This is a genomic window from Occultella gossypii, from assembly GCF_019947135.1.
Lineage (GTDB): Bacteria > Actinomycetota > Actinomycetes > Actinomycetales > Beutenbergiaceae > Occultella > Occultella gossypii.
In genome coordinates, this window is record NZ_JAGSHT010000020.1 from 1 (window position 1) to 23,427 (window position 23,427).

General features: G+C 67.7%; 18 protein-coding genes and 2 pseudogenes. 11 read left to right on the forward strand and 9 right to left on the reverse strand.

Features of this window, described 5'->3' with window-relative positions:
- Positions 1-74: 74 nt before the first annotated feature.
- Together KCQ71_RS20075 and KCQ71_RS20080 are read right to left on the reverse strand one after the other, a co-directional pair.
- Complete coding sequence (locus KCQ71_RS20075; RefSeq protein ID WP_223409287.1) at positions 75-1,400, reverse strand: ABC transporter substrate-binding protein; 1,326 nt, start codon at positions 1,398-1,400, stop codon at positions 75-77.
- 77 nt (positions 1,401-1,477) lie between these two features.
- Positions 1,478-2,509 (reverse strand): LacI family DNA-binding transcriptional regulator, encoded by a 1,032-nt coding sequence (locus KCQ71_RS20080; RefSeq protein WP_223409289.1) that lies wholly within the window; start codon positions 2,507-2,509, stop codon positions 1,478-1,480.
- Positions 2,510-2,706: 197 nt separating this feature from the next.
- Between KCQ71_RS20080 and KCQ71_RS20085 the strand changes: the two genes are divergently transcribed.
- Both KCQ71_RS20085 and KCQ71_RS20090 read left to right on the forward strand, forming a co-directional pair.
- A complete protein-coding gene (locus KCQ71_RS20085; RefSeq protein WP_223409291.1) occupies positions 2,707-4,275 on the forward strand; it encodes an alkaline phosphatase D family protein in 1,569 nt (522 codons plus the stop codon).
- Positions 4,268-5,863, forward strand: coding sequence for a beta-N-acetylhexosaminidase (locus KCQ71_RS20090; protein ID WP_223409293.1), 1,596 nt, complete (start codon positions 4,268-4,270; stop codon positions 5,861-5,863). The genes KCQ71_RS20085 and KCQ71_RS20090 overlap by 8 nt, the downstream gene beginning before the upstream one ends.
- A 62-nt stretch (positions 5,864-5,925) precedes the next feature.
- Here KCQ71_RS20090 and ku read toward each other — a convergent pair whose 3' ends face one another.
- Positions 5,926-6,918 carry a non-homologous end joining protein Ku gene (gene ku, locus KCQ71_RS20095; protein WP_223409295.1) on the reverse strand — a complete coding sequence of 331 codons (993 nt, stop codon included), beginning with the start codon at positions 6,916-6,918 and terminating at the stop codon, positions 5,926-5,928.
- A gap of 91 nt (positions 6,919-7,009) precedes the next feature.
- On the reverse strand, positions 7,010-7,873 hold the full coding sequence (locus KCQ71_RS20100) for a DUF817 domain-containing protein (RefSeq protein ID WP_223409296.1): 864 nt from the start codon (positions 7,871-7,873) through the stop codon (positions 7,010-7,012).
- 198 nt (positions 7,874-8,071) lie between these two features.
- Here KCQ71_RS20100 and KCQ71_RS20105 point away from each other — a divergent pair, with 198 nt between their 5' ends.
- The 3 genes from KCQ71_RS20105 to KCQ71_RS20115 all read left to right on the forward strand — a co-directional run bounded on the left by KCQ71_RS20105 (position 8,072) and on the right by KCQ71_RS20115 (position 12,740).
- Entirely contained in the window at positions 8,072-8,884 is an 813-nt protein-coding gene (locus tag KCQ71_RS20105) for a hypothetical protein (protein ID WP_223409298.1), read from the forward strand.
- Positions 8,885-8,935: 51 nt separating this feature from the next.
- On the forward strand, positions 8,936-11,512 hold the full coding sequence (locus KCQ71_RS20110) for an ATP-dependent DNA ligase (RefSeq protein WP_223409300.1): 2,577 nt from the start codon (positions 8,936-8,938) through the stop codon (positions 11,510-11,512).
- A gap of 424 nt (positions 11,513-11,936) precedes the next feature.
- Positions 11,937-12,740, forward strand: coding sequence for a hypothetical protein (locus KCQ71_RS20115; protein ID WP_223409301.1), 804 nt, complete (start codon positions 11,937-11,939; stop codon positions 12,738-12,740).
- Positions 12,741-12,877: 137 nt separating this feature from the next.
- Here KCQ71_RS20115 and KCQ71_RS20120 read toward each other — a convergent pair.
- A pseudogene (locus KCQ71_RS20120) lies at positions 12,878-13,142 on the reverse strand (transposase); the annotation flags it as partial.
- A gap of 270 nt (positions 13,143-13,412) precedes the next feature.
- Here KCQ71_RS20120 and KCQ71_RS20125 point away from each other — a divergent pair.
- The gene (locus KCQ71_RS20125) at positions 13,413-14,408 is read left to right on the forward strand and encodes a hypothetical protein (protein ID WP_223409303.1); all 996 of its coding nucleotides are present in this window, start codon (positions 13,413-13,415) and stop codon (positions 14,406-14,408) included.
- Positions 14,409-14,485: 77 nt separating this feature from the next.
- Here the strand turns inward: KCQ71_RS20125 and KCQ71_RS20130 are convergent.
- A pseudogene (locus tag KCQ71_RS20130) lies at positions 14,486-15,475 on the reverse strand (DUF6308 family protein).
- A gap of 733 nt (positions 15,476-16,208) precedes the next feature.
- Here KCQ71_RS20130 and KCQ71_RS20135 point away from each other — a divergent pair.
- Positions 16,209-16,772 (forward strand): hypothetical protein, encoded by a 564-nt coding sequence (locus tag KCQ71_RS20135; RefSeq protein WP_223409305.1) that lies wholly within the window; start codon positions 16,209-16,211, stop codon positions 16,770-16,772.
- Between the two features lie 336 nt (positions 16,773-17,108).
- On the opposite strand, the gene KCQ71_RS27980 is transcribed toward KCQ71_RS20135, so the two are convergent.
- The 3 genes from KCQ71_RS27980 to KCQ71_RS20150 are packed head-to-tail and all read right to left on the reverse strand — an operon-like array spanning position 17,109 to position 18,908.
- Positions 17,109-17,570 carry a ubiquitination-like system serine protease family protein gene (locus tag KCQ71_RS27980; RefSeq protein WP_504739608.1) on the reverse strand — a complete coding sequence of 154 codons (462 nt, stop codon included), beginning with the start codon at positions 17,568-17,570 and terminating at the stop codon, positions 17,109-17,111.
- Positions 17,492-18,691 (reverse strand): ThiF family adenylyltransferase, encoded by a 1,200-nt coding sequence (locus KCQ71_RS20145; RefSeq protein WP_223409309.1) that lies wholly within the window; start codon positions 18,689-18,691, stop codon positions 17,492-17,494. Before KCQ71_RS20145 ends, KCQ71_RS27980 begins: the two co-directional genes overlap by 79 nt.
- The gene (locus tag KCQ71_RS20150; protein WP_223409311.1) at positions 18,666-18,908 is read right to left on the reverse strand and encodes a multiubiquitin domain-containing protein; all 243 of its coding nucleotides are present in this window, start codon (positions 18,906-18,908) and stop codon (positions 18,666-18,668) included. The genes KCQ71_RS20145 and KCQ71_RS20150 overlap by 26 nt, the downstream gene beginning before the upstream one ends.
- A 201-nt stretch (positions 18,909-19,109) precedes the next feature.
- Between KCQ71_RS20150 and KCQ71_RS20155 the strand changes: the two genes are divergently transcribed.
- From KCQ71_RS20155 to KCQ71_RS20170, 4 genes are all read left to right on the forward strand, one after another.
- Positions 19,110-19,406: a type II toxin-antitoxin system RelE/ParE family toxin gene (locus KCQ71_RS20155; RefSeq protein WP_223409313.1), complete on the forward strand. Its 297-nt coding sequence runs from the start codon at positions 19,110-19,112 to the stop codon at positions 19,404-19,406.
- A gap of 10 nt (positions 19,407-19,416) precedes the next feature.
- Positions 19,417-20,505 (forward strand): HigA family addiction module antitoxin, encoded by a 1,089-nt coding sequence (locus KCQ71_RS20160; protein ID WP_223409316.1) that lies wholly within the window; start codon positions 19,417-19,419, stop codon positions 20,503-20,505.
- A gap of 529 nt (positions 20,506-21,034) precedes the next feature.
- Complete coding sequence (locus KCQ71_RS20165) at positions 21,035-22,321, forward strand: ATP-binding protein (RefSeq protein ID WP_223409318.1); 1,287 nt, start codon at positions 21,035-21,037, stop codon at positions 22,319-22,321.
- Between the two features lie 168 nt (positions 22,322-22,489).
- Positions 22,490-23,425 (forward strand): tyrosine-type recombinase/integrase, encoded by a 936-nt coding sequence (locus KCQ71_RS20170; RefSeq protein ID WP_223409320.1) that lies wholly within the window; start codon positions 22,490-22,492, stop codon positions 23,423-23,425.
- The last annotated feature ends 2 nt before the right edge of the window (positions 23,426-23,427 follow it).

Consider the following 23,427-nt stretch of genomic DNA (forward strand, 5'->3'; position numbering starts at 1 on the left):
GGGGGGGCTCCCTGCGGCGGCGGCGGGGCGCGGGCCCGGCGCGGGCGGGGGCCCCGGGCGGCCCCGCGGGGGCCTCAAGATCCTGAGGCAATGATCTCGTCCACTTCCGAGGCCGACTGGTCCAGCGCGTCGGCAGGGTCGGCCTCGCCGTGCAGGGCGCGCTCGAGGTGCTGGCCCATGGCATCGCGCATCTGGACCCAGCCGGGCACGTTCGGGTTCCCAGAGGTGTACGGAAGCGCCTCGACGGCCGTCACGAGCTCCGGGTTGGACGTGATGTAGTCGGACTCGATCGCCGAGGCGTGGATCGGGAGCTGGCCGAGCTCCTGGGCGTACGTCAGGTTGGTCTCGGGCTCGACCATCGAGGCGATGAACTCCCACGCCAGGTCGGGAACCTCGCTGTCAGCGTTGATCATGAGGCCGTTGCCCGGCCCGCCGAACGTCCCTGGCTCGGACCCCTCGAACGCCGGCGGCGGCATGAGCCGGAGGTCGCGATCCGGAGCAGCCGCCTGGTAGTCGACGATCGCACCCGCGCTGACGAGTTGCATGGACGCGGTACCGGCGATGACCGGCTGCTCGCCCACGGGCAGCGCCGACCACTCGACGCCGAGCATCCCGTCGACGGGGTTCTCGCCCTGGTAGAGGTCGACGAAGTACTGGAGTGCCTCGACCCCCTCCGGCGAGTTCATCACGGCCTCCGTGTCGTCCTCGTTCAGGAAGTCGCCGCCGTTCGACCACAGCAGCGTGGCGAACGACTGCTGATTGGCGATCGGCTGGCTCCCGAGCAGGAGGCCGGACCGCGTGATCTGATCGCCGTCCCTCACCGTGAGTTGTTCGGCCACCTCGTGGACCTCCTCCCAGGTCGCAGGAGGTGCCTCCGGGTCGAGGCCCGCCTCGGTGAAGTCCGCACCCGAGTAGACGAGCATCCTCGCGGTCATGATGAGCGGGACCATGTAGGGCGTCCCACCCACCTCGCCGCCCTCGAGCGCCACCGAGATGTCGTCGCGCAGCTCCGGGTCCATCTCGTCGATGTAGGACGAGAGGTCGAGGACGCGCTCGTTCGCGGCGAGGTCCGCCGTGGCCGCCACGCCGTGGCCGATGACGTCGGGCGCGGTGCCGGCCGCGAACGCCGCGCTCAGCTTGGGCGACAGGTCGGGCCAGTCCACGAACGTGACCTCGACCTGGGCGCCGGTCTCCTCCTCGAACGCGGGCACGATCGTGTCGTTGATCAGGGCCATCTCGGACTCGCTCTTGCCGGGGAACCACACGACCAGCGACTCGCCCGAGGCCTCACCGCTGTCGCCGTCCTCCCCGCTTTCGCCGGCGCCCCCGCTGCCGCACCCGGCCACCAGGGATACTGCCGCGACACCGGCCACGATGCCGGCCCACGTGCGTACGGACACTCGTCCAGTGCGTCTCATATGCTCTTCCTCTCGTGATGGTGATGAAGCGATCGTCATTGCGCCGACGTCGGAGCCAGTCACACCTCCTGCGCCGGTGCACCGAGCGTGCTGCCCGGCCAGAACGTGCAGGTCAGTAGTTCGTGGTGGGTGGGCTCCTGGTGGCCGTCGAGGACCTCCAGGAGCAGCTCGACGGCGCGGGCCCCCATCTCTCTGCGCGGGACCAGGAGATGGGTCCAGTCGTGTGACGCAGCGCTCGGATCGGTGATCGAGTCGAGTCCGATGACGGAGAGATCGCCGGGCATGTTGATGCCGAGCTCGGCGACGCCTTCGGCGACCTCCTCCAGCATCCCCGTGCTCTCGACCAGCAACGCCGTCGCCCCGCCATCCATGACCTGCCGGATCCAGGACGCGCCCACCTCGCCAGCGCCTGCCCACGTCTCCGCTACCACGGTCATGCCCAGCTCGGCGGAGCCGGTCCGGAACCCTTCGAGGCGCTCGACCCGCGGCTCTGCACGGTCGCGAAGTCCGAGATAGGCGACCTTGCGGTGACCGAGGGCGTGGACGCGGCTCGTGATGTCCCGGACGGCGGCGGCGTACTCGGCGGACACGTACGGCCCGAGCGCGGCCGCCCGCTCGCGGCGGCCGACGAAGACGAACCGGAAGCCCTCGTCCGCGAGCCGGACGAGCTCGTCGTCGTGCTGCTCGAACCCGAGGATGACTGCGCCGTCAGCGATCCGCAGGCGGTTCCGGCCCTCGTGGAAGATGTTCGCCTGACCGGTGTGCTGGTGGATCGACGTGAAGAGCACGAGGTCCTGGCCCGCCACGATCGCCCCCTGCTCGATCCCGACGAGGATCTCGCCGTAGTACGACTCCCGACCCGTCGGGAACAACGGCTCGAAGGCATGGACACCGATCAGTCGGTTGCGACCGCCCCGAAGGGCTCGGGCGGTGATGTTCGGGACGTAGCCGAGTTCACGCGCCGCGTCCATGATCTTCTGCTCGGTCTCGGCGTTGATGCCGTAGTCGGCCGTCTTGCCGTTGAGCGCGAGCGAGACGGTCGTCTGGGAGACGCCTGCAAGCTTGGCGATGTCGCGTTGTCGTGGCCTCACGCCCATCAATGCGCTCCTTCCAATTCGAATTAGATCGTCACAGTAGGCACATGGGTTGGCGGCGTCAAGAGTGGTTTTCACCGTTTACTACGAATTCACCAAACTAATTTGAATTAGATCATTGACAGCCGCCCGGCCCCCTCGGAAGGGTTCCCCGTAGCCGATCGACGGGGTCGGCATGACGAAGGAGAATCGCCATGTCGGGCACCAGTCCACGACGCGTCAGCCGCCGCAGGTTCCTCGGGTACTCCGGCGCAGGAGCGGCCGCAGTCCTGCTCGGGACCGGCGCGCTTCAGGACGCCGAGGCCTCAGCACACGTGCGCGGGTATCCGTTCACGCTAGGCGTCGCATCCGGCGACCCGCTACCAGACGGCGTCGTGCTGTGGACGCGCCTGGCGGTCGAGCCGTTGGCGCCGGACGGCCGGGGCGGGATGCCGGACAGGCAGGTCCCCGTGCAGTACCAGGTGGCGGAGGACGAGCGATTCCGCCGGGTTGTGAGCGCCGGAGTGGCATTCGCGACACCGGAGCTCGGGCACTCGGTCCACCCGGAGGTCGGAGGGCTGCGTCCCGACCGTGAGTACTGGTACCGGTTCCGGGTCGGCAACGAGGTCTCGCCGGTCGGGCGCACCCGCACCGCTCCGGCGCCCGGTGAGATGCCGGCCTCCGCCTCGTTCGCGATCGTGTCCTGCCAGAGCTACGAGGCGGGCTACTACACCGGATTCCAGCACATGGCGCAGGAGGACCTCGACCTCGTGGTCCACCTCGGCGACTACATCTACGAGGAGTCGTACGTCCCGGAACCGATCCTTCACGATGGCACGCCGATGCCGGACTACCTGCGGACCGAGTGCTTCGACCTGAACCGGTACCGGCTGCAGTACGCCCTGTACAAGAGCGACCCGCACCTCCAGGCGGCGCACGCCGCATGCCCCTGGCTGGTCACCTTCGACGATCACGAGGTCGAGAACAACTGGCTCAGCGGCCGTTCCGAGGTGGACGACGAGCCGGATCAGGACCCCGCCGTCTTCGCGCAGCGCAAGGCCGACGCGTTCCAGGCGATGTACGAGAACCAGCCACTTCGCCACACGCAGATGCCGTCCGGCCCGAACATCCGGATCCACCGGCGCATCGGCTACGGCGCGCTCGCGGACTTCACGATGCTCGACTCCCGCCAGTACCGGTCCGAACGCGGCCGTGACGACCCCGATGCCACGATGCTCGGCGGGGCACAGCGCGACTGGCTCGTCGAGGGTTTCTCCTCGTCGCAGGCCCGTTGGCAGATCATCGGCAACCAGCAGCCGATGGCCGAACTCGACAGCAACCCCGACCCGGACGTCCAGACCTTCGCCGCGGCCTGGGACAACTACAACATCGAACGCGAGCAAGTGCTGTCCGAGGCGCACGAACGCGGCGTGGACAACCTCGTCGTCGTCACCGGCGACCGGCACAGCAACTACTTCATGGACCTCAAGGCCGACTACACCAACCCCGACTCGCCAGTCGTCGGCACCGAGATCGTCGGGACCTCGATCGCCAGCAACCGAGACGGCGCCGACATGCTGCCCGTCGGCGAGGCCTATCTCGCGGCGAACCCGCACATGAAGTTCTGCAACTTCCAGCGCGGGTACTCCCGCGTCACGATGACGCCGGACAGCCTCACGAACGACTTCCGTGTCATGCAGTACATCTCGCAGCCGGACGCACCGATCAGCACTCGGGCGAGCTTCGTCGTCGTCAACGGCACGCCGGGAGGCGAGAGTGCCTGAGCAGCACACCGCCTCCGAGCTGCTGCCCCTGCCCCTCGTGCACGAACGGCGTCCCGGCTCCCTCGTGCTCGGGCCGGAAACCACCCTCGGAGCGGACGGTCTCGCGCAAGAGCACGCGTGGCTCCTGGCGGATTACCTCGCCGGTGCCGGCGTTCGGGCCCCGGTGCTGGGCGCCGACGCTCCGGCCGCGACGATCGTCCTCCGCATCGATCCCGCTGTGTCCGCGAACCTCGAGGGCTACCGCCTCACGGTGACGCCCGAGCACGCCGAGCTCGTCGGTGCGTCCGGGGACGGCCTCGCGCGCGGGGTCCAGACCCTCCGGCAGCTGCTGCCGCCGGCGGCGCTGCGTCGCGCACCCGTGGCCGACCGGGTGGCTCTCGCATGCTGCGTCGTCGAGGACGAACCCCGGTTCGGGTGGCGCGGCGTGCATCTCGACGTCGCACGGCATTTCATGCCCGTGGAGTTCGTGCTGCGGCTCATCGACCTCGCCGCCCTCCACCGGCTCAATGTCGTGCACCTCCACCTCACCGACGACCAGGGCTGGCGGATCGACGTGCCGTCGTGGCCCCTCCTCGCCGAACGCTCCTCGTGGCGCACCGAGACGGTGGTCGGCCGCCACGGCCGCGACTCAGGGTTCGACGGGACGCCGCACGGCGGGTTCTACACGGCCGACGACGTCCGGGAGATCGTCGAGTTCGCGCGGCGGCGCCATATCACGATCGTCCCGGAGGTGGACCTCCCCGGTCATGTGCAGTCCGTGCTCGCTGCCTACCCGGAGCTCGGCAACACGGGCGACCCGGTCGACGTGCGGACCACGTGGGGCATCTCGGACCACGTGCTCGCGCCTACCGACGAGGCGCTGGGGTTCGCACGTGACGTGCTCGACGTCATCGCCGACCTCTTCCCCGGTCCGTGGGTGCACGTCGGCGGCGACGAGGTGCCCCGCAACGAGTGGCGGGCGAGCCGGGCGGCCGCCGAACGCGCCACGGCGCTCGGGCTGGCGTCCGTGGACGAGCTGCAGAGCTGGTTCCTGCGGGAGATCCACGGGCATGTGACCGCCCACCGGCGCCGGGTCGTGGGATGGGACGAGGTGCTCGAGGACGGCGGGATGCCGAGCGACACCGTCATCATGTCCTGGCGCGGCGTCGAGCCGGGACTGCTCGCCTTGGAGCGCGGCCACGACGTCGTCATGGGCCCGAAGTGGACGACGTACCTCGACTACGCCTCGTCGGACGACGACGACGAACCGCTCGCGCCGCGCCGGACGATCACTCTCGAGGACATCGCCGCCTGGGAGCCGGTGCCGCCCGAGGCGGACGGCCTGGCCGGTCGGATCCTCGGGGTGCAGGGACAGCTCTGGACGGAATACATGCCGACGCCGCGCGAGGTCGAGTACATGGCGTTTCCGCGGCTTGCAGCGATCGCCGAGGCGGGGTGGACGTCTGCGGAGCGCCGAGGCGCGGTGGCCCTGCCGGAGCGGATCCCTCACCACCTGCGGCGGCTCGACGCGATGGGCGTCAACTACCGCCCGTCGGACGGCCCGCGGCCGTGGCAACGCGGCGGGACCGGGCGCCGTCGTCGGGCTTGAGAGGCGGTCACGGCCCGAGCGGACCGCGGCGTTTCGCTCCGTGGGACGGCGACGGCGGAGGTTCAGGCGGTCTTCTTGGTGCGGCGCCGGGTCGGACGCTTGGCGGTCTCAGCGTCCGTTTCGGTGTCGGCGTCGGCGTCCTCGGCCTTCGCCTTGGCGGATCCGGTCTTCGCGGTATCCGACTTCCCGCCGCTCTTCGCGCGGGTCGACCGAGCCTTCGACGGCGCAGCCTCGGCCTCGTCGCCGGCGTCTGAGCCGGCGTCGGCCGCGCCGCCACGCTTCGCCCGGGAGGCCTCGACGCTGCGGCGCAGGGCCTCCATCAGGTCGAGCACCTCGCCGCCCTCCTCGGCCTCCTCCGGCGCCTCGTTCTCGAACGCCTCGCCCTTCTCGAGCTTGGCCTCGATGAGGCGCTTCATCTGCGCCTGGTAGTCGTCGGTGAACTCCCCCGGCGCGAAGTCGGACTCGTAGCTGCTCACCAGCGCGGCGGACATCTGGAGCTCCTTCGCGGAGACCTTCACGTCGTCGGCCAGGCTCGGGAAATCCGCCTCGCGCACCTCGTCGGACCAGAGCAGCGTCTGCAGCAGGAGCACGTCCCCGCGCACGCGAAGCGCCGCGAGCCGGGTCTTCTGCCGGAGCGTGAAGGACACGATCGCGGTGCGCTCGGACTCCTCGAGCGTGCGGCGCAGCAGCACATAGGACTTCGTCGAGGCGGACGTCGGGGCGAGGTAGTACGAGGAGTCGAGCATGATCGGCTCGACCTGCTCGCTCGGTACGAACTCGAGCACGTCGATCTCCCGGCTGCGCTCGGCCGGCAGGGTCTGCAGGTCCTCGTCGGTCAGGACCACCGTCTGTTCACCGTCGGTGTAGGCCTTGTCGATGTGCTCGTACGGCACCACCTCGCCGCACACCTCGCACTTGCGCTGGTACCGGATCCGGCCGCCGTCGGCGTCGTGGACCTGGTGCAGCTTCACGTCGTGGCTCTCCGTGGCCGAGTAGACCGAGACCGGCACGTTCACGAGCCCGAACGTGATGGCACCCTTCCAGATCGACCGCATTGGCCCTGCCTCTCCTCGACACCTCTTGCTATGGGGTTCCCAGTACACACGTCCTGGGGACCGAGCGCCAGAGTACGCGGCGTCCGCGCCGTCAGCCGGCCCGTTCGTCGAGCCGGGCGAGCTCCACCTGCGGCTGCGCCCCCGCCGCACCGTAGAAGCGGCCCTCGCGTGCCTTCACGGCAGCGACGAGCACGAAGCTCAACGAGACCAGGAGCGCCCAGGAACCCCACTTCCCGGTGTGCACCATCCGCCAGATCTCGGCCTGATCGGGGTACTGCCAGGCACCGAGGAACGTCGCGGCGTTCTCGGCGACCCACAGGAAGAAGCCGATCAGCACGAACGAGACGGTCAGCGGCATCGCGTACCGGCGGGACCCGACGGTGTAGAACACCCGGCTGCGCCACAGCGCCACCACGAAGCCGGCCGCGATCAGCCACCGCACGTCGGGAAGCACGTGGTGGGTGTAGAAGTTCGCGTACACCGCCACGGCCAGCAGCACGGCCGGCACCCAGCGGAAGTTCGTCACGCGCAGGTCGAACCGGCGGAACGCCTGGCACAGGTAGGACCCGACGGCCGCGTACATGAAGCCCGAGTACAACGGGACGCCGCCGATCATCGCCCACGCGTCCTCGGGGTAGGACCAGGATCCGGCGTTCACCTTGTACACCTCGAGCGCGAGCCCGATCAGGTGGAACGCCCCGATCACGGCCACCTCGCGCCAGGTCTCGAGGCGGAGCAGGTAGAACACGACCGTGACCGCCAGGCCGTACAGCACCAGCGCGTCGTACCGTGCGATCGGCAGCGGCACCACCGAGCTCGCCGCAAGCCCGGCGAAGATCGCCGCCGCGAACAGGCAGCACTGCACCTGCAGCCAGCCGAACCGCAGCAACTGCCCGACGGCGGCTGCCGCCCTTCTCGAGGGAGCGGCGGCCAGGGCGAGCGTTCCGTGGGTCACGGGCACGAGCGTGCCAGCGGCGCCCGCCCAGCCGCGCGCCCACGGCGCGCGATCCGCAACACTCGCCCAGCACGCCCACGCAACCTCCCCGCTCCGTCCACGACGGCTCCGGAACGAGCGGACGCCGTCGGGCCGGGGTGGCTGCAAGACGGCCGCCGGACCGTTGTCCCGAGGGGCCGGACGGCGGAAACTGACGGGATGCGATCGAAGGAGGATCTCGTCGCGGCACTGCTCGACTTCCCGCCGGGTCATCCGTATGCGAAGTGGAACGGAACCCACTGGCGGCTGGTCGAGATCGCCGACTCCGGCGTCCCGGTACCGAGGTCCCGGCTCGAGCGGGGCGTGGAGTCGGAGCTGACCTGGCTGCTGCCCGGTCTGGCACCGGGCCGGGTGCTCCGGGTGGCCGGGCGAGCCCGTCGGCACGGGTCGATCGAGGGCAACGCGGTGTATGCGCTGTCCCGGCTCGGATACGCGAGCGATGACCGGACCAGTCGGCTCGTCGATGCCCTGCTCGACTGGCAGTGGCCGGATGGTGGTTGGAACTGTGACCGGCACCCCGGGGCCTGGCGCTCGTCGTTCCACGAGTCGGCCATCCCGGCACTGGGCCTGGCCAGTTACGCGGCGGCCACCGGGGCGACGGCCGCTCGCCGCGCCGCCGAGCGCACCGCGGAGCTGCTGCTCGAGCACCGGCTGTTCCGGTCGACCTCGACCCACGAGGCCATCCACCCGTCGTGGATCGTGCTGCACTACCCGTCCTACTGGCACTACGACGTGCTGATCGGTCTGCGGCTGCTGGCCGCCGTCGGGCGGCTCGGCGACCCACGCGCGTCCGACGCCGTGGACATCCTCGAGCGCGCCCGGCACGCCGACGGTCGGTTCTCCGGCCGCAGCTGGACCTCGAGCAGGCAACCGGCCGCCGTCGACCGGGGTCGCGGACGCGACAACCTCCTCCTGAACGAGCTCGCGGCGGCGGTCCTCGCACAGCGGGCCGGCGCCGCCGGCCACGGGTGAGGTGCGGGCCGTCCCGTACCGGCGCCGTCGTCCGCCTGTCACCATGTGGGGATGGCCCGCAGCTCCGAGACGTCCGTGGTGGTGGACGGCCGCCGGGTGCGCCTGACGAATCTGGACAAGGTCCTCTACCCCGCGACCGGCACCACGAAGGCCGAGGTGATCGCGTACTACTCCGAGATCGCCCCGGTGATGCTGCCGCACTGCTCGGGGCGGCCGGCCACCCGCAAGCGCTGGGTGAACGGGGTGGGCACCGAGGACGAGCCCGGCCAGGTGTTCTTCACGAAGAACCTCGACTCGGGCACGCCGGACTGGGTGGTCCGTGCCGAGCTGGTGCACAGCGACCACACGAACGTCTACCCGCTCGTCGACGACCGGGCCACCCTGGTCTGGCTCGCCCAGATGGCCGCGCTCGAGATCCACGTGCCGCAGTGGCGGTTCGACTCCGCCGGGCGTCCACGCAACCCGGACCGGATCGTCTTCGACCTCGACCCCGGCCCCGGCATCGAGCTGCCGCAGGTGGCGCAGGTGGCGGGCTTCGTACGCGAGGTACTGGCCGGGATGGGGATGGACGCGGTCCCGGTGACCAGCGGTTCCAAGGGCATCCACGTCTACGCGGCCCTGCCCGGCGCGCACCCCTCCAGCCAGATCAGCGACCTCGCCAAGGAACTCGCCCGGAGCCTGGAGGCCGACCACCCGGACCTGGTGGTCTCGGAGATGGCGAAGGCCAAGCGCGTCGGCAAGGTGTTCATCGACTGGAGCCAGAACCACTCGAACAAGACCACCGTGGCCCCGTACTCCCTGCGCGGGCGCAGCCACCCGACCGTCGCCGTGCCCCGCACCTGGGACGAGCTGGCCGACCCGGAGCTGCGGCACCTGGATCTGACCGAGGTGCCGACGCTCGTCGCCGAGCGCGGTGACCCGATGGCTGCCCTGGAGAGCCTCGCCCACGCCATGGACACCGCCGGCGGCCACGGCCCGGACCGCTTGACCACCTACCGCGCCAAGCGGGACGCGGCCAGGACCCCGGAGCCGGTGCCGCACGCGCCGCCGCCGGACGTCACCGAGCCGGTGTTCGTGATCCAGGAGCACCACGCGAGCCGGCTGCACTGGGACCTGCGGCTCGCGCACGACGGCGTTCTGGTGAGCTGGGCGCTGCCGAAGGGGGTGCCGACGGACCCGGCCGGCAACCACCTCGCCGTGCAGACCGAGGACCACCCGATGGAGTACCTGACGTTTCACGGGTCGATCCCGAAGGGTGAGTACGGCGCCGGGGAGATGACGATCTGGGACACCGGCACCTACGAGCTGGAGAAGTGGCGTGAGGGCAAGGAGGTCATCGTCACCCTGACCGGGGCCGACGGCGGTGGGCTGGCCGGGTCGGTCGGGCGCAGCGCGCGGTTCGCGCTGATCCGCACCGGCCGGCGCGACGGCGACGAGAACCACTGGCTGATCCATCTCATGAAGCCGGCCGGCAGCGGTGCGCCCGCCTCCCCCGCGCGCTCACCCCGAAGCCATCGCACCGCCGCCGTCGCGCGCCCCGGCAGCACGGCCGACACCCGGGACAAAACGCCCGTCGACGCCAGCGGTCCGGGCGGCCGGCCCACAGCTTCCTCCGGACGGGCCGACGCCACCGCCCCGCGCCGACCGATCGTCCCCCCACCCACGCCCATGCTCGCCACCCTCGGGTCGCCACTGGACGTTCCAGACGGGACCGGCTGGGCGCTCGAAATGAAGTGGGACGGCATGCGGGTGGTCGCGGTCGTGGACCGAGACGCGGACCCGGTCGTGCGGCTGTGGGCCCGGAGCGGGCGCGACATCACGGCGACGTTTCCCGAGCTGGCGGTGCTGGCCGACTCCGTGGCCGTGGAACGCGTGGTGCTCGACGGCGAGATCGTCGCCCTGGACGCCGGCGGCCGCCCGGACTTCGCCGAGCTGCAGCCCCGGATGCAGGCCACCAACGCGCGGGAGATCGCCGCGGCGGCGGCCCGTCGACCGGTCCACCTGATGCTCTTCGACATCCTCGAGCTGGACGGCACCGAACTCCTGGACCAGCGCTACGACGACCGCCGGAAGGTACTCGAGACCCTCATCGAGGCGACGGAAGGCGGCCTCGTGCAGGTACCCCCGGTGTTCGACGGCGACCTCGACGCCGCCATCGCGGCCTCCCTGGCCTGGAACCTGGAGGGCGTCGTGGCCAAGCGGCGCGACTCGCGCTACCTGCCCGGCCGGCGCGCGTCCGGGTGGGTGAAGATCAAGCACACCCGCACCCAGGACGTGGTCATCGGTGGCTGGCGACCCGGGCAGGGCGGCCGCACCGGGCAGGTCGGCTCACTCCTGGCCGGGGTGTTCGACGACGACGGCACCCTGCGGTACGTGGGCCGCGTCGGATCGGGATTCAGCGCGGCCGAAACGGTGGCGTGGGTGCGCGAGTTCGCGCCCCTGACCCTGGCCCGGAGCCCGTTCGCGGACGTGCCCGCCCTGGATGCCCGGGACGCGCACTGGATCGAGCCGACCCAAGTCGGCGAGGTGGCGTTCGGCGAGTGGACGCCGACGGGTCGGCTGCGTCACCCCCGCTGGCGCGGCTGGCGACCGGACATCGATCCGGCCGTCGTACGCCGCGACAGCTGACCGCGCGGGTCCCCCGCCCGCGGCTGTCAGCAGTGAGCGAGTCCGAGACGGTGCAGCATACGAACGACCTGGGACGTGCTCCGCGGCGGACACTGAGACGGGAGTCCACGCGGGCCCATCGGCGCGACGGCTCCCTCGCCCAGTGAGACGAGTGAGACCCGCTGCATTCCGCCCAGAAGGATGCGGCATCAAACCTGGGGCGCTTCACCATGCTCCCGACATCGGCCGCAGGCGTGACCGACGTGACGCCACCCTAATCCAGTTGCGTTGCGGAACTGAGGAGCGGGTGAGCGCGGCGCGCACCGAGGTGCGAGCCCGTGTCCTCCAGGACTGCCACCGCCTGGATCGAGCGAGAAGGACTCAGGCGCCGGTGCACACTGAGACCATGCCGAAAAGGAACGACTTGAGCGGAGTTCTACCGCTCATGTCCCTGATGATCGAGACACCGGACGGGCCGGCTCCATACCCCTGGCCGCTTTACCTGACAGCTTGCGAGCATCAAGCCCGGATCGCGCTTCACCACCTCAACCGCGTGTGGGCGCTCGAGCAAGGACATGGCGGCGCGGCGATCTGGCGAACCGGGTTCGATGAACTTGCCGTCTGGGCGGATCTCCAAGGGGCAGTCATGGCCGCGATCATCTTGCAGAGGCTTCTGAAGCCAACCGGTGTACGAGACCGTCCAGCCATGCCCCGAGGAGCCGCTCAACAGCAAGCAGAAGAGCGTGGTCGCCGACTGCGCACGCTGCTCTCCGTACCCGAAGAGTCCCCGCTGTTGAGTGTGGCCACAACCCGCCACTCGCTTGAGCACGTTGACGAGCGGATCGACGCCATCGTGTCGGCCCGGATCAACTCTGTAAGCGATTGGTATATCACTCGAGGGCTCTGGGTCGACGGCCTCGTCAGCCGTAACGCGGAGCCAGGACTGAACTTGCAGCATGTGACCTTGCGGCGCTTCGATCCGGAACTGGGCGTGCTCGTCGTTGACGAGGATCCGATTGATCTCTTCCAATACGAGATCGCGGTCTACAACCTCCTTGAGCATCTGTCTGACGCGCGCTCCACTTTGGACAAGGAGCGGCCAGCAGGCAGATCCACCTTCGGTGGCTTTCGCCCTCGGCAGCATCCAGACGGTGACCTGATCAATAGCCGACGCCAGCACATCGCACAGGTGCGTCGCCAGGTGCGACTCGGCGAGCAGCCAGCAGCAAGGGGTGAGCCAGGCACCTGAGCTGCGTGGTTGCTACTTGGCGTGGCACACGGGGTGGCGGTCCCTCCAGCCCCAGAATTGCGGTGTCGTACTCGACTCGACGAGGGACGACCCGAGCAGTTCGAGTCGCCCCGCCTCCGCTCAGGCCGCGACCACTCTCCGAGTGGGCCGCAGGCGGTGAGGTCTCGGAAGAACACCAGCCACACGGCGCCGTCCTCGCTGCTGGTGACATGGACACCCACGATTTTCGCGGTGTCCGTCGGCGTTGACGCCGGTCGCGAGGCGCACGTGGACCGGCACCACTCGGCCGCCCTCACGGACCTTCAGCACGAGAGCGTCGGCCACGAACGTGAACGAGCCGGCATCGGCCAGGCGTCGGGTGCGGAACTCGTTGACATGCTCGTCGAGCTCGGTGGCCATCACGCCAGACCTGGCTCTTCTACAGGCGGTACCCGCAGCGGCAGCACCATCACCAACTGCGCGGAGACCCGGGCGACATGCACGAGTACGACAAGCGCTACCTGTGGGCGAATCTTAAGCAGATCAACTCCAGTCTGCAGTGAACGACTTGACGCGCGGTTAAGCGCCGCTCGACACGTCATTCCGCCGCGGGGGACGCAGGCATCTGATGAGCGGACGCCCGAGCGAGCGGTTCGGCGTACTACAGCGGGTCGGAAGGTTAGCCTACCGTGCATGACAGATGGCCCCGAGGAGCGAGCAGCGTCGGTCGCGCTCGTCTTCGAGTATGTCGACCCTTCTCTGCTCGGGATGAATCTCGAGGCCGGTGACTTCCCGCCACTCCTTCAAGGATGTGCAGGCATGCTCGTCGCGTGCGGGGTGGACACGGCGAAGACACGGCTCGTGATCACTGGGGACTTTGTGCGCTCAGTGCAAGATCGCGGCGAACCTGGCTCGGAATACCACGAGAACTACAACACCCAGCGCAACACCGGGATGGTGGGGGGCAAGACGATTCCGCTCCCAGACTCGACCGTCGACGTACTCCTGCAAGCGGTGATGTTCGTCCCGCTCAATCATGCCGAGGATGCCGCCGCCGTGGCCGGTTCCGCGCTGCACACCGTGGTGCACGAAGCCCAGCACGTGGTCATCGCCCAGCATGGTGAGGCCAGCGGGGAGCTCGAGGCAACGCCTTGGGCGAGACGGAACCTCCTGATCGCGGCTGACCAAGTAATCGAGGAGTATCGCGCCGAACTCGTCGCCTGTCAGGTCGTCGGCCCCTCGGGATGGAACACCGAAGATCTGGTCTCGTCGGCAAAGACCTGGCTCGGGGATCTTCAGCGCATCGCCACAGTGGAGTACCAGTCCCATTTGGACGTCGGAAGGCTGGCGTACGACATCCTGCAGGAGAGCCACACCGTCTGGAAGTTGCTCGGGTACGCCGCGGCAGAACAGCTGGAGGCGCGAGACGGCCTGCCCACGGTCGTGGCGGAGGACGAACTCTGGACAGCCATGATTGAGCCGCACTGGGAGGAGTTCACGCTTCTGCTTGCGAGGGTCCCCGGCGGGGATGAGCGGATTCCACGCGCGGAACTCGAATCTCTGGCGTCCGACCTCGCGGACCTGTTCGCGGATTGGCTGGTCACATTGGGTTTCGAGTTCACCGACCACCCGGAGGGAGCGGCGTTCTACATCAGAGATTGGACGTTGCTTGCACTAGAACTCGACTAACTCGTGCAGGGTGCTCGTGCCGCTGTCGGCGCGGGACGCCGGGACATAGCCGCGATCCGCGCGGGTGGAAACCTGCGTCATGCCGCCGCGTTGGGGCCGTCGCCCCATCGTTGTTGCTGGCTGAGTTCCAGGAGCGCATTGCACAGTCCACCCGAGAGGTTGACCCGGACGGCGTCCGTTCTGTCGGACCATGGACATCGCTGAAGAACCTGCCGAGTGCGCCACTGTCCAACCTGGTCCACCCGATCGACTGGAACGGGCGCGACCTCGCTGGGCTTGGAATTCCCGTACTTCGCGTGCGTCCACAAGGCCACGTCCAGGACGCGCAAAATCGGCTCGGTAATAACCGGGTCACGGACTCGGCCCGGCTCGATCGATGGCGCGTACGCCATCGCCTGGGCCAAACCTTCGACGACATCAGTGTCTCCGATCAGCCGTCGGTACAACTGGTACTCGATTTGGTATGAGCGGAATTTGTGGAGCCCGAGGTATTTCCGGACCAAGTTGTCCCGAACTGGGAACAGGGCCGGACGCTTGCGGGCGCAGAGTTTCGCCGCGGTCACCCACGGCGCGGAAAGCTTTGCCGACGGGCTGGAAAGCGCGAACTTGACTGCCTCCTGTAGCTGACCCATCGCACTGAGCGTCTCCGGACCGGCGACCTGCAGTTCGACGTTCAAGGCCTAGTCCCGCAGCGCGGCTAGTACGTCCTCGCGGTGGGTTCCGTGTTCGAGGAGCCGACGGGTAGACCGTGGGCCGACTCGAGTGAACAGCAACTGGGTGGCGAGCAGGTCTGCCACCGTGATGTCGTCGCGGACGATCGGCTCCAGCGCGCTGAATGTCGACCCCGCGAAGTTCCCCTCACGATCGTAGTACCAGGCCAGGTGTACCGCCGCGGACTGGAACTCCAACGCCGCGAGCGTCCGCTCCCGGACGGCTTCGTACAGATCTTGGGGCACAATTTTCCACTCATTGGGGCGCCGCTCAGTGATCGGGAGTGTGTCCACGACTTCCACCTTGGCACGTTCGACCGGCCCGGTAAGGGGATGTGGCCGGCGAAAAAGGTTCACGTCCGAAGCTCAACCCAACGAGTCGTCCTGCCCCGCAACAGCTGGTGGGCACGGCGCACGCTCATGACGCGTTGAGTGTGCGTCATTCCGCCGCGTCAAGGCGCCCAGAATGACGAGGAGCGGATGAGCCGGACGAGTCGGGGAAAGCGCAGAACGTGAGTAGTTCGTGCCTCCGGGGCGATGGGCTACGCGGTTGCGGTGCTCACGCCACGCCACCACGACCATTGGGCGACGCCTTCAGAGTGATTGTGGGTCACAATGAGGAGATGAGCAATCATGGTTCGTCGGGTGGAGACTTCCGCTTCCCCGACGGCGTCGAGTTCGACGGTGAAACTCCCGACGGCGCCCAGATGAGGGTGTCCATCCCGCTCGACAGTTCGGGTCATCTGGGCCGCGAGTGCCCGGGGTGCAAGCAGCAGTTCCGCATCCAGAACGAGGACTATTCCGCGCTAGCCGATGATACCAGGCTTTGGTGCGTCTACTGCGGCCATCAGGATGAGACCGACCAGTTCTATACCCAGGCGCAGGTCGACCGGTTGCACCGAGTCGCGCAGGACTACGGGAGTCAGCTTATCGGCACGATGCTCGACGACTCGTTTGGTTCGATGGCTCGCCGCAGCAGGCGAAGCAAGTTCGTCCGAGTCACCTATCGATCGAAGCCGTTTATCCAGAACCGTTGCCGGCAATCGACCAGGAGGACCTCGTTCGACAGCGTACATGCGACGGATGCCGCGTGCGATACGGGGTGTTCGGCGAGCACAGATTCTGCCCCGTTTGCGGGCCCCTGGCTGCCAAGACGGTCGCGCTCGACGCTCTCAGTGCCGACGAGGTCCGGATTCGAGTCCTCGGCGAGGTGGGTCGTGACACATTGGCCTCATTGCGCGAGGGCGGTGTTCTGGACCGAACCTATGCCGACACTATCGAGAATGTGGTCGGCATCGTCGAGGCCTTCGCGGAGAGGACGTTTCGCGACTGTGTTCCAGGGGCGGACGCCGTTCTGTACGGCAAGGGCAAGATCTTCCAGCGCCTCAACGATTTGGCCGACCTGTACCGCGACCACGTAGGTGCCGATGTGCGTGTCCACCTCGCAGAGGTGTGGCCGATGCTTGAGGCCACGTGGGCGGCTCGGCACATTCACACGCACGCGGACGGCGTCGTTGACCACAAGTACTTGCGTCAGGTGCCAAGCAGCAAGTTGCGAGTCGGCCAGCGGTTGCGATCCACCAGCGGCGATGCCCATGACGCAATCGATAACGCTCGGCGTCTCATCGAAGGTCTGAGCGCCCCGAGGCTCTGACTACGGTCGGTCCGTGTTGATCGGAGGGCTCATAGCCGCTGTCCGCGCGTCCTAGAGGTGAGTCTTTCCGCCGCGTCAAGGCGCGCACTATGACGCGCTCCTCGGTGGCGGAAATCCGCTCGCTCATGCAGCCGATGTGCTCAAATGTCGACGCGTCATTGTCGCTTCGTTCAGCACGTTCGAGAAACTCCAGGAGATGGGTTTGTCCATCGTGGCGGCGAAGGCCGTCACGCGGGAGTAGAAGCGGTGCGAGGCGCTACCGCCACCCGACCTCGACCGGCAAACAGCCGACAACATTTTCTGGCGCTACCGACAGGGGTGGTGACGGCGCGGTGGTCACCTGAAGAGGCTGCGCAGTCGGCTCCACGGCCGCCGGGGAGGAGGGGCGTCCTTGCTCGTCTCAGCCTGCTGCCATCCGTCCCGAACCTGGCCTCGCGTCACCTCATCGAGGCTGAGGTCTCGGCACCAGACGACCTCGTTTCGTCGGATGAAGTAGTGCGAACGGCACGCGAGTCCTGCGCTCCCCACTGACGGAGCCAGGCTGACTGCCTCCCCGTCGAAGGTGATGCTCCAGCGGTTCGGCCTGAGCGGGGTGACGGCTTGGTGGCCACATCCGCAGCAGCAGATGTGCATAGAGGTGGCGAACGTCGTGCTGATGTACAGGACGCCGGGCGTGGGCTTCTCCGGGAAGCTCTCGCAGAACTCGAACTCGAGGCGGGTCACTCGGATCCCTCGTTCTCGGCATCGGGTCCCTCGTTCACGATGGAGTTGGTGAACAGGCTGTAGGTGGCGTTCCACTCTCGCCCGTGGTCGGCGTAGAAGCGCAGGGCACGCTTCCACCGAACGACGGCAAGACCGGCGTTGAGCAGGTTGAGGTCAGCGATCTGGATGTTGCTGGCGTACTCACCTCCGGGTGCCGCATGGCCTGAGGGAATGGCAGTTCGTGCGTTGTCGCGGCTGCCGGGCAGGCTGGTCGTGACCCGCAGGGTGCCGCTCAGTCCCGCGTCGTGCTTCTCGATGCCCATGCCGACGTCGATGAAGGGGATGTCGTGCACCTCGAGGTAGTCAATGATCTCCCGCTTGGCGGCCGGCTCGTCCGCGGCGAGGAAGACCCACGTCATGCCGGCCAGTTGGCCGACCGTTTCAGCAGTGACGTGAACGGGGTGGGGCACGATGCCGGTCCGCATGCGGGAGTACTCGCCCGCGAAGTAGTCGACCTTTTTCGGCCTGGTTTCGAGGACCTCCAGCGGCGAAGCGCCGGGGGCACGGAACGCGTTGTGGTTGACGAACTCGTCGGCATCGAACAGGTGAATCTCATCGACGGGCGTCTTCGCGACAAGATCGAGGATGTACGACCCGGTGCCGCCGACGCCGACGATGGCCACACGATGACCACGGAACACCTCGTTGTCGCTGTCGACACCCGCCCGGCTCGACGCCGAGTCCCGGTACAGGAACGGCGACGGGTCGTCATCAGCGACGACCGGGCGGTACTGCTTGGCTGTCGCCGTCGTGTCGATGTCGGAGGCGTGGACCCCGAGCAGCCTCACGTAGGTCGTGAACTTCGCGTAGTTGTCGCGGTACGCGCCGGTGCGCGGCTTCTGCGAGAAGTAAAAGTTCACCGTCAGGCCCGGGTAGATCTCCTGCTGGACGAGAGAGTTAATGAGGTGGCTGAGCGGCTTGCCGGATGCGTCGCTGGGCGTCTGCCCCTGAAAGTGCACGGTGTGGTCGTTCATGCCCGACACGTCACCGCCGGCGAACGTCACCGGAGCCGCCAGGACCCCGTAGACGACCTGGCCCTCCGGAGTCGCGTACGGGACGTCTCGCAGAACGAGGTACGAGCCGAGGATCTCGACCGTGTACCCCTCGTCCCGCAGACGCTTGAGGTCCGTACTACGAGCGAATGGTCCGGTAGACATCGAAGACCATCCCCTTCTTGACCGGAACCTCCGCGCCGACGGTCAGCGAGCCCGAGCCGTGGCCGTCCGCGCCGCGTGAGTAGGTGATGGTGAACGTCATGTCGGGGGTCACCGCCTCGCCGGGGTACGCGAGTGCGATCAGCTCGTCGTAGCCGATCTTGCGCTCAGTCACCTCAACGGGGCGGGTGTTGACGTAGATGGTCGTGGTGGCGCTCATGGCGCTCCCTCCTTGCCCCGGGACAGGGCGGCTGGCGATCGGCAGGTTGCCGTCTGACTGCATGTCTAGCATACTTCACCTATGGGGTGAATGCATGTACGCATACAAGCGAACAGCGCGGCACCGGGTTCTCCACCCCGATCAGGGCTAGGCTCCGGAGCATCCCAGGCTTCAGCCCAGGGGTGATCGGATGGAGTCGGGTTGCGGATCGAGTACCAGGACGACGAACTACAGCGCCTGGCAATCGATGGCACCTACGTGGCGAAGGGCTTGAGTCGCGATGTCGTCAGGGCGTACCGAAAGATCATCCAGAAGCTCGCGGCTGCCCCTGACGAGCGCGACCTGTACGCCCTGCGCGGGCTTCGCCTCAAACAACTACATGGCGATCGGGCTGGGACCCACTCGATGCGTCTGAACGACCAGTACCGACTGATCGTGACCTTCAAGACCGACGGCGAGCGTGTGGCTGTCGTGATCGAACTTGTTGACTACCACTGAAGGAGCTCCGATGAACACCACGCTTGCAGAGGTGTTCCCTGCCGGGGAGCACCTATCTGACGAACTTGAGGCCCGCGGATGGACCCAGGTTGAGTTCGCCGAGATCCTCGGACGACCGACCCAGTTCGTCTCCGAGATCATCCAGGGCAAGAAAGAGATCACGCGCGAGTCCGCAGCGCAGATCGCAGCGGCCCTCGGCACAAGCGCAGAGTTCTGGCTCAACCTTCAGGACTCCTACTTTCTCTGGCAGCAGCGCCAGGACCCGCAGGCACGCGAGGAGCTGAACGAGGTTGCGACACGCGCGAAACTGAACGACCTGGCCCCTATGGCTGCCCTTCGAAAGCGGGGCGTAATCACGGCGACGACTACGGCCGAGCAGGCCAAGCAGTTGCGGCATCTGATGGGCACCTCGAACCTTGACGATCAGCCTGCACGGCGCTTCGCCGCGCGACGCAGCAACGGGGAGGAGGCTCTCACACCGACCCAGAATGCGTGGTTCGCGTGCGTCCGTCGGATCGCCGAAACACTCCCGGTGAAGCACTACTCGCGCGCGAGCCTTGACGATGTCGCAGCGCGCACGAGCCGGCTTGTGAGGGAGCCCGAGGGGTTCCTCGACCTACCGGACGAGTACGCCGCCGCCGGGGTGCGCCTGGTCTTCTTCGAGGCCTTCCCGTCGAGCAAGATCTCGGGTGCTTCCTATCAGGACGAGCACGGTCCAGTGATCGCGCTTTCCGGCCGAGGGCAGCGCCTCGACAAAGTCCTGTTCACCCTGCTTCACGAGGCAGCCCACATCGTTCGCGGCGACACCGAAAGCGGCGAGCCGGTCATCGACGAGGACGACCACACACTGGGTGATGAGGACCGAGCGAACGAGGTCGCCGCGAACTGGGTGCTCCCCGAAGCTCTTCCATCCAACCCGTCACGCATCACGAAGGAGTGGGTCGAGGAAGCCGCCGATCTCGTCGGAGTACACCCGATCGTGGTTGTCGGACGTCTCCAGCGCGACGAAGTCATCCCCTGGCGCACCGCGCTCGTCAAGGATGCCCCCACAGCAACCCAGTACCTGCGGATGTGGCCAGGGGAACTTCAACTCTCCTGAGGACCCCGCAACCAGCAGTAGGTCCCGCCCGCGGCCCATCATCTCCACTGGAGCGCTTGTAGCCATCCACTCTGCAATCAGGCGTCGGGCCTGCCGATGAACCGGGCCGTGGGCCGCCCAGGTGGCAGCCATCGCAGCCTTGTCGCCTCCACTCGAACCCGCAAGTGCTTCAAGGACGGCGCGTCATTCCGCCGCGATCGGACCAGTTGTCCGGTCGGCGTGGTTTTGTGGCGTTCAGAGCTTCGCCACAGGCGGCGGTGCCGTCGGGGTCACCAAAGCCGATCCCGGCGTTGTTGACCGGCACAGAGGTGTGATCGGTGACTAGCGCGATCTCGTCCGCGAGGTGGTGCCACTGCGTGACTGCGCCGAACGGAGCTGGCGCCCCAGCGCCGGGTCTGACTACGCCGCTGGGGCGCGCACCGTCCGCCGGACCGTTGTTCACGATTGCACAGCGCCGCTCCTCACGTTTGCTAAGTTAATACGTTCACATATGCGTAGTTCACGGCATCATGTCTGCTAGGTTAGCGTCATGATCCTCGATTCGCTCGTGCCGCGTAGGGTCAGTGAGCTCCTCGTGGACCTGGTCAAGGTGGAACCGGTGATCGCTCTGCACGGGCCGCGGTCGGTAGGCAAGTCCACGGTGCTGGGAAGGTTCGCTGCCGATGCCGAGGGGACGGTTCTCGACCTGGACGACGTCGAAGTTCGTGAGGCGGTCGTCGGGAATCTGGCATCGGTCGTCGCTGGCCCGGCACCGGTGTGTGTCGACGAGTACCAGCGTGTGCCCGACATCCTGGATGCACTCAAAGCCCGGCTGAACCGGGAGGGCAGCCTCCCCGGGACTGCCGTCATCACCGGCTCGACCCGACAGGACGCGTTGCCCGCCACAGCGCAGGCCCTCACCGGACGCCTGCACTCGCTGACCATCTGGCCGCTGTCCCAAGGAGAGATCGCCAGAGTCCGGGAGAACCTGCTCCAGGCACTGAGAACCGACCCTGACGGCGTGGTCAGCCAGGTCCCCTCCTCCAAGACAACCCGCCAGGACTACCTGGAACGCGTCTGCGCAGGCGGGTTGCCCTTGGCTCTGCGACGTTCCGGCCCTGCCCGAGCACGCTGGTTCGACGACTTCGTACGGGCATCGGTCGAACGGGATGCTCTCGAGTTGAGCCGGATCCGTGAACGACAAGCCATGACCGACCTGCTCGGCCTGGTTGCCGCGCAAACAGGGCAGCTGCTGAACACCTCCGCCGCCGCGGACAAGCTCGGCGTCAGCCGAGCCACCACCGAGAATCATCTGCGGCTGCTCGAGGACCTCTTCCTAGTGGTGCGACTGCCGGCGTGGGGCAAGACCCTGCGCTCACGAGTCAGCGTCAAGCCCAAGGCCCACGTCGTCGACTCCGGACTGGCCGCCCGACTGCTCCGGCTCACGCCCGACAAGCTGGCGGGACTCGACCCGGCATCACTGTCCGACTTCGGGCACCTCCTGGAAACCTTCGTCATCGGAGAGATCCGCAAGCAGACCTCCTGGCTCGATGAGCCGGTCACGCTGGGCCACTGGCGGACGAGCGATGGTGCGGAGGTCGACCTAGTCATCGAGTACGACGACGGCGCAGTCCTCGCATTCGAGGTCAAGGCCAGCGAACGCGCGCCCGGCGCCGATTTCCGCGGCCTAACCCAACTGCGCGACGCCCTTGGACCACGGTTCGCCGGCGGGATCATCCTCACGACAGGAACTCGCTCCTACACCTACTCCGACCGCCTCCACGTCATGCCCATCGACCGGCTGTGGACTCCCGTCACATCCGAGGCCGGGCACTGAACCTCCACCCGAGCATCGACGCTCGCTACTGCCGCGAGTCGGGAGTTCTTGAGGTGCGTCTAGTAGCCGCAAAGGAATACGCCTGCGGTGAGCACGAGCGTAGTGTCGCGAGGTTCGGAGCCTCGTCGCGTTGACGGCGAGCACGGCGAGGCCACTTCCAGTCGCCGTGTGAAGGCGATCATGTCCACTACAGCCAGCTCGACGACCGTACTGCCGTTCCAGCCGTCCTCCATGAGTCCCGCGCAGCTGTCGGCTGTCTCCTACCTCGCTCGCTACACCGGGGCAACCCACGACTTGTATGCAGCGCAGCTGCGGCGGTGGTTCGGATGGTGCGACGCCAATGGCCTCGACCCACTGGTCGGGATCCAACGCGCCCACGTCGAGCTCTACATCCGCCACCTCGGCGAAGACGGGCTGATGGACTCCTCGGTGAACACGATGATGCACGCCGTCCGGGGCTACTTCCGTTTCGCACACATCGACGGCACCATCCCAGCCGACCCGGCCGTGTATGCCCGACTACCGAAGGTGCACCGCGACGAGTCTCGCACCCAAGGCCTGGACCGCCTGGAGCTGATCCGGTTCCTGCAGGTTGCACAGACCATCACGGTCCACCACGGCGCCTTGGCCTACCTACTCGGAATCAACGCATTGCGGGCCTCGGAGGCCGCTGCCGTGCGGATTGAGGACTACGCGGACCTCTTGCGCGGACATCGAGTGCTGCACGTGATCGGCAAGGGCAACAAGCCCGCGACCATGCCGCTCACCGTGCCGGTTCTGCGGGTGCTGGAGGCCTGCCGCGGCGACCGCACCGCCGGACCACTCGTGCTGCGCCCAGTCTCGGGCAATCCGATCGACCGGCGCGATGTCTACCGGATGGTGCAACGCATCGCGCAGGCCGCCCGGTTCCCTCGGCACATCAGTCCTCACTCGCTGCGTCACGCCGCCATCACTAACGCCTTGGACGCAGGCGTACCCCTTCGCGACGCGCAGATCCTGGCCCGCCACGCTGATCCGAGAACCACGGAGCACTACGACCGAGCCCGTGGCAACCTCGATCGCCACGGCGTCCACTTCCTCACCGCTTACGTCGCCGGCGTCTGACG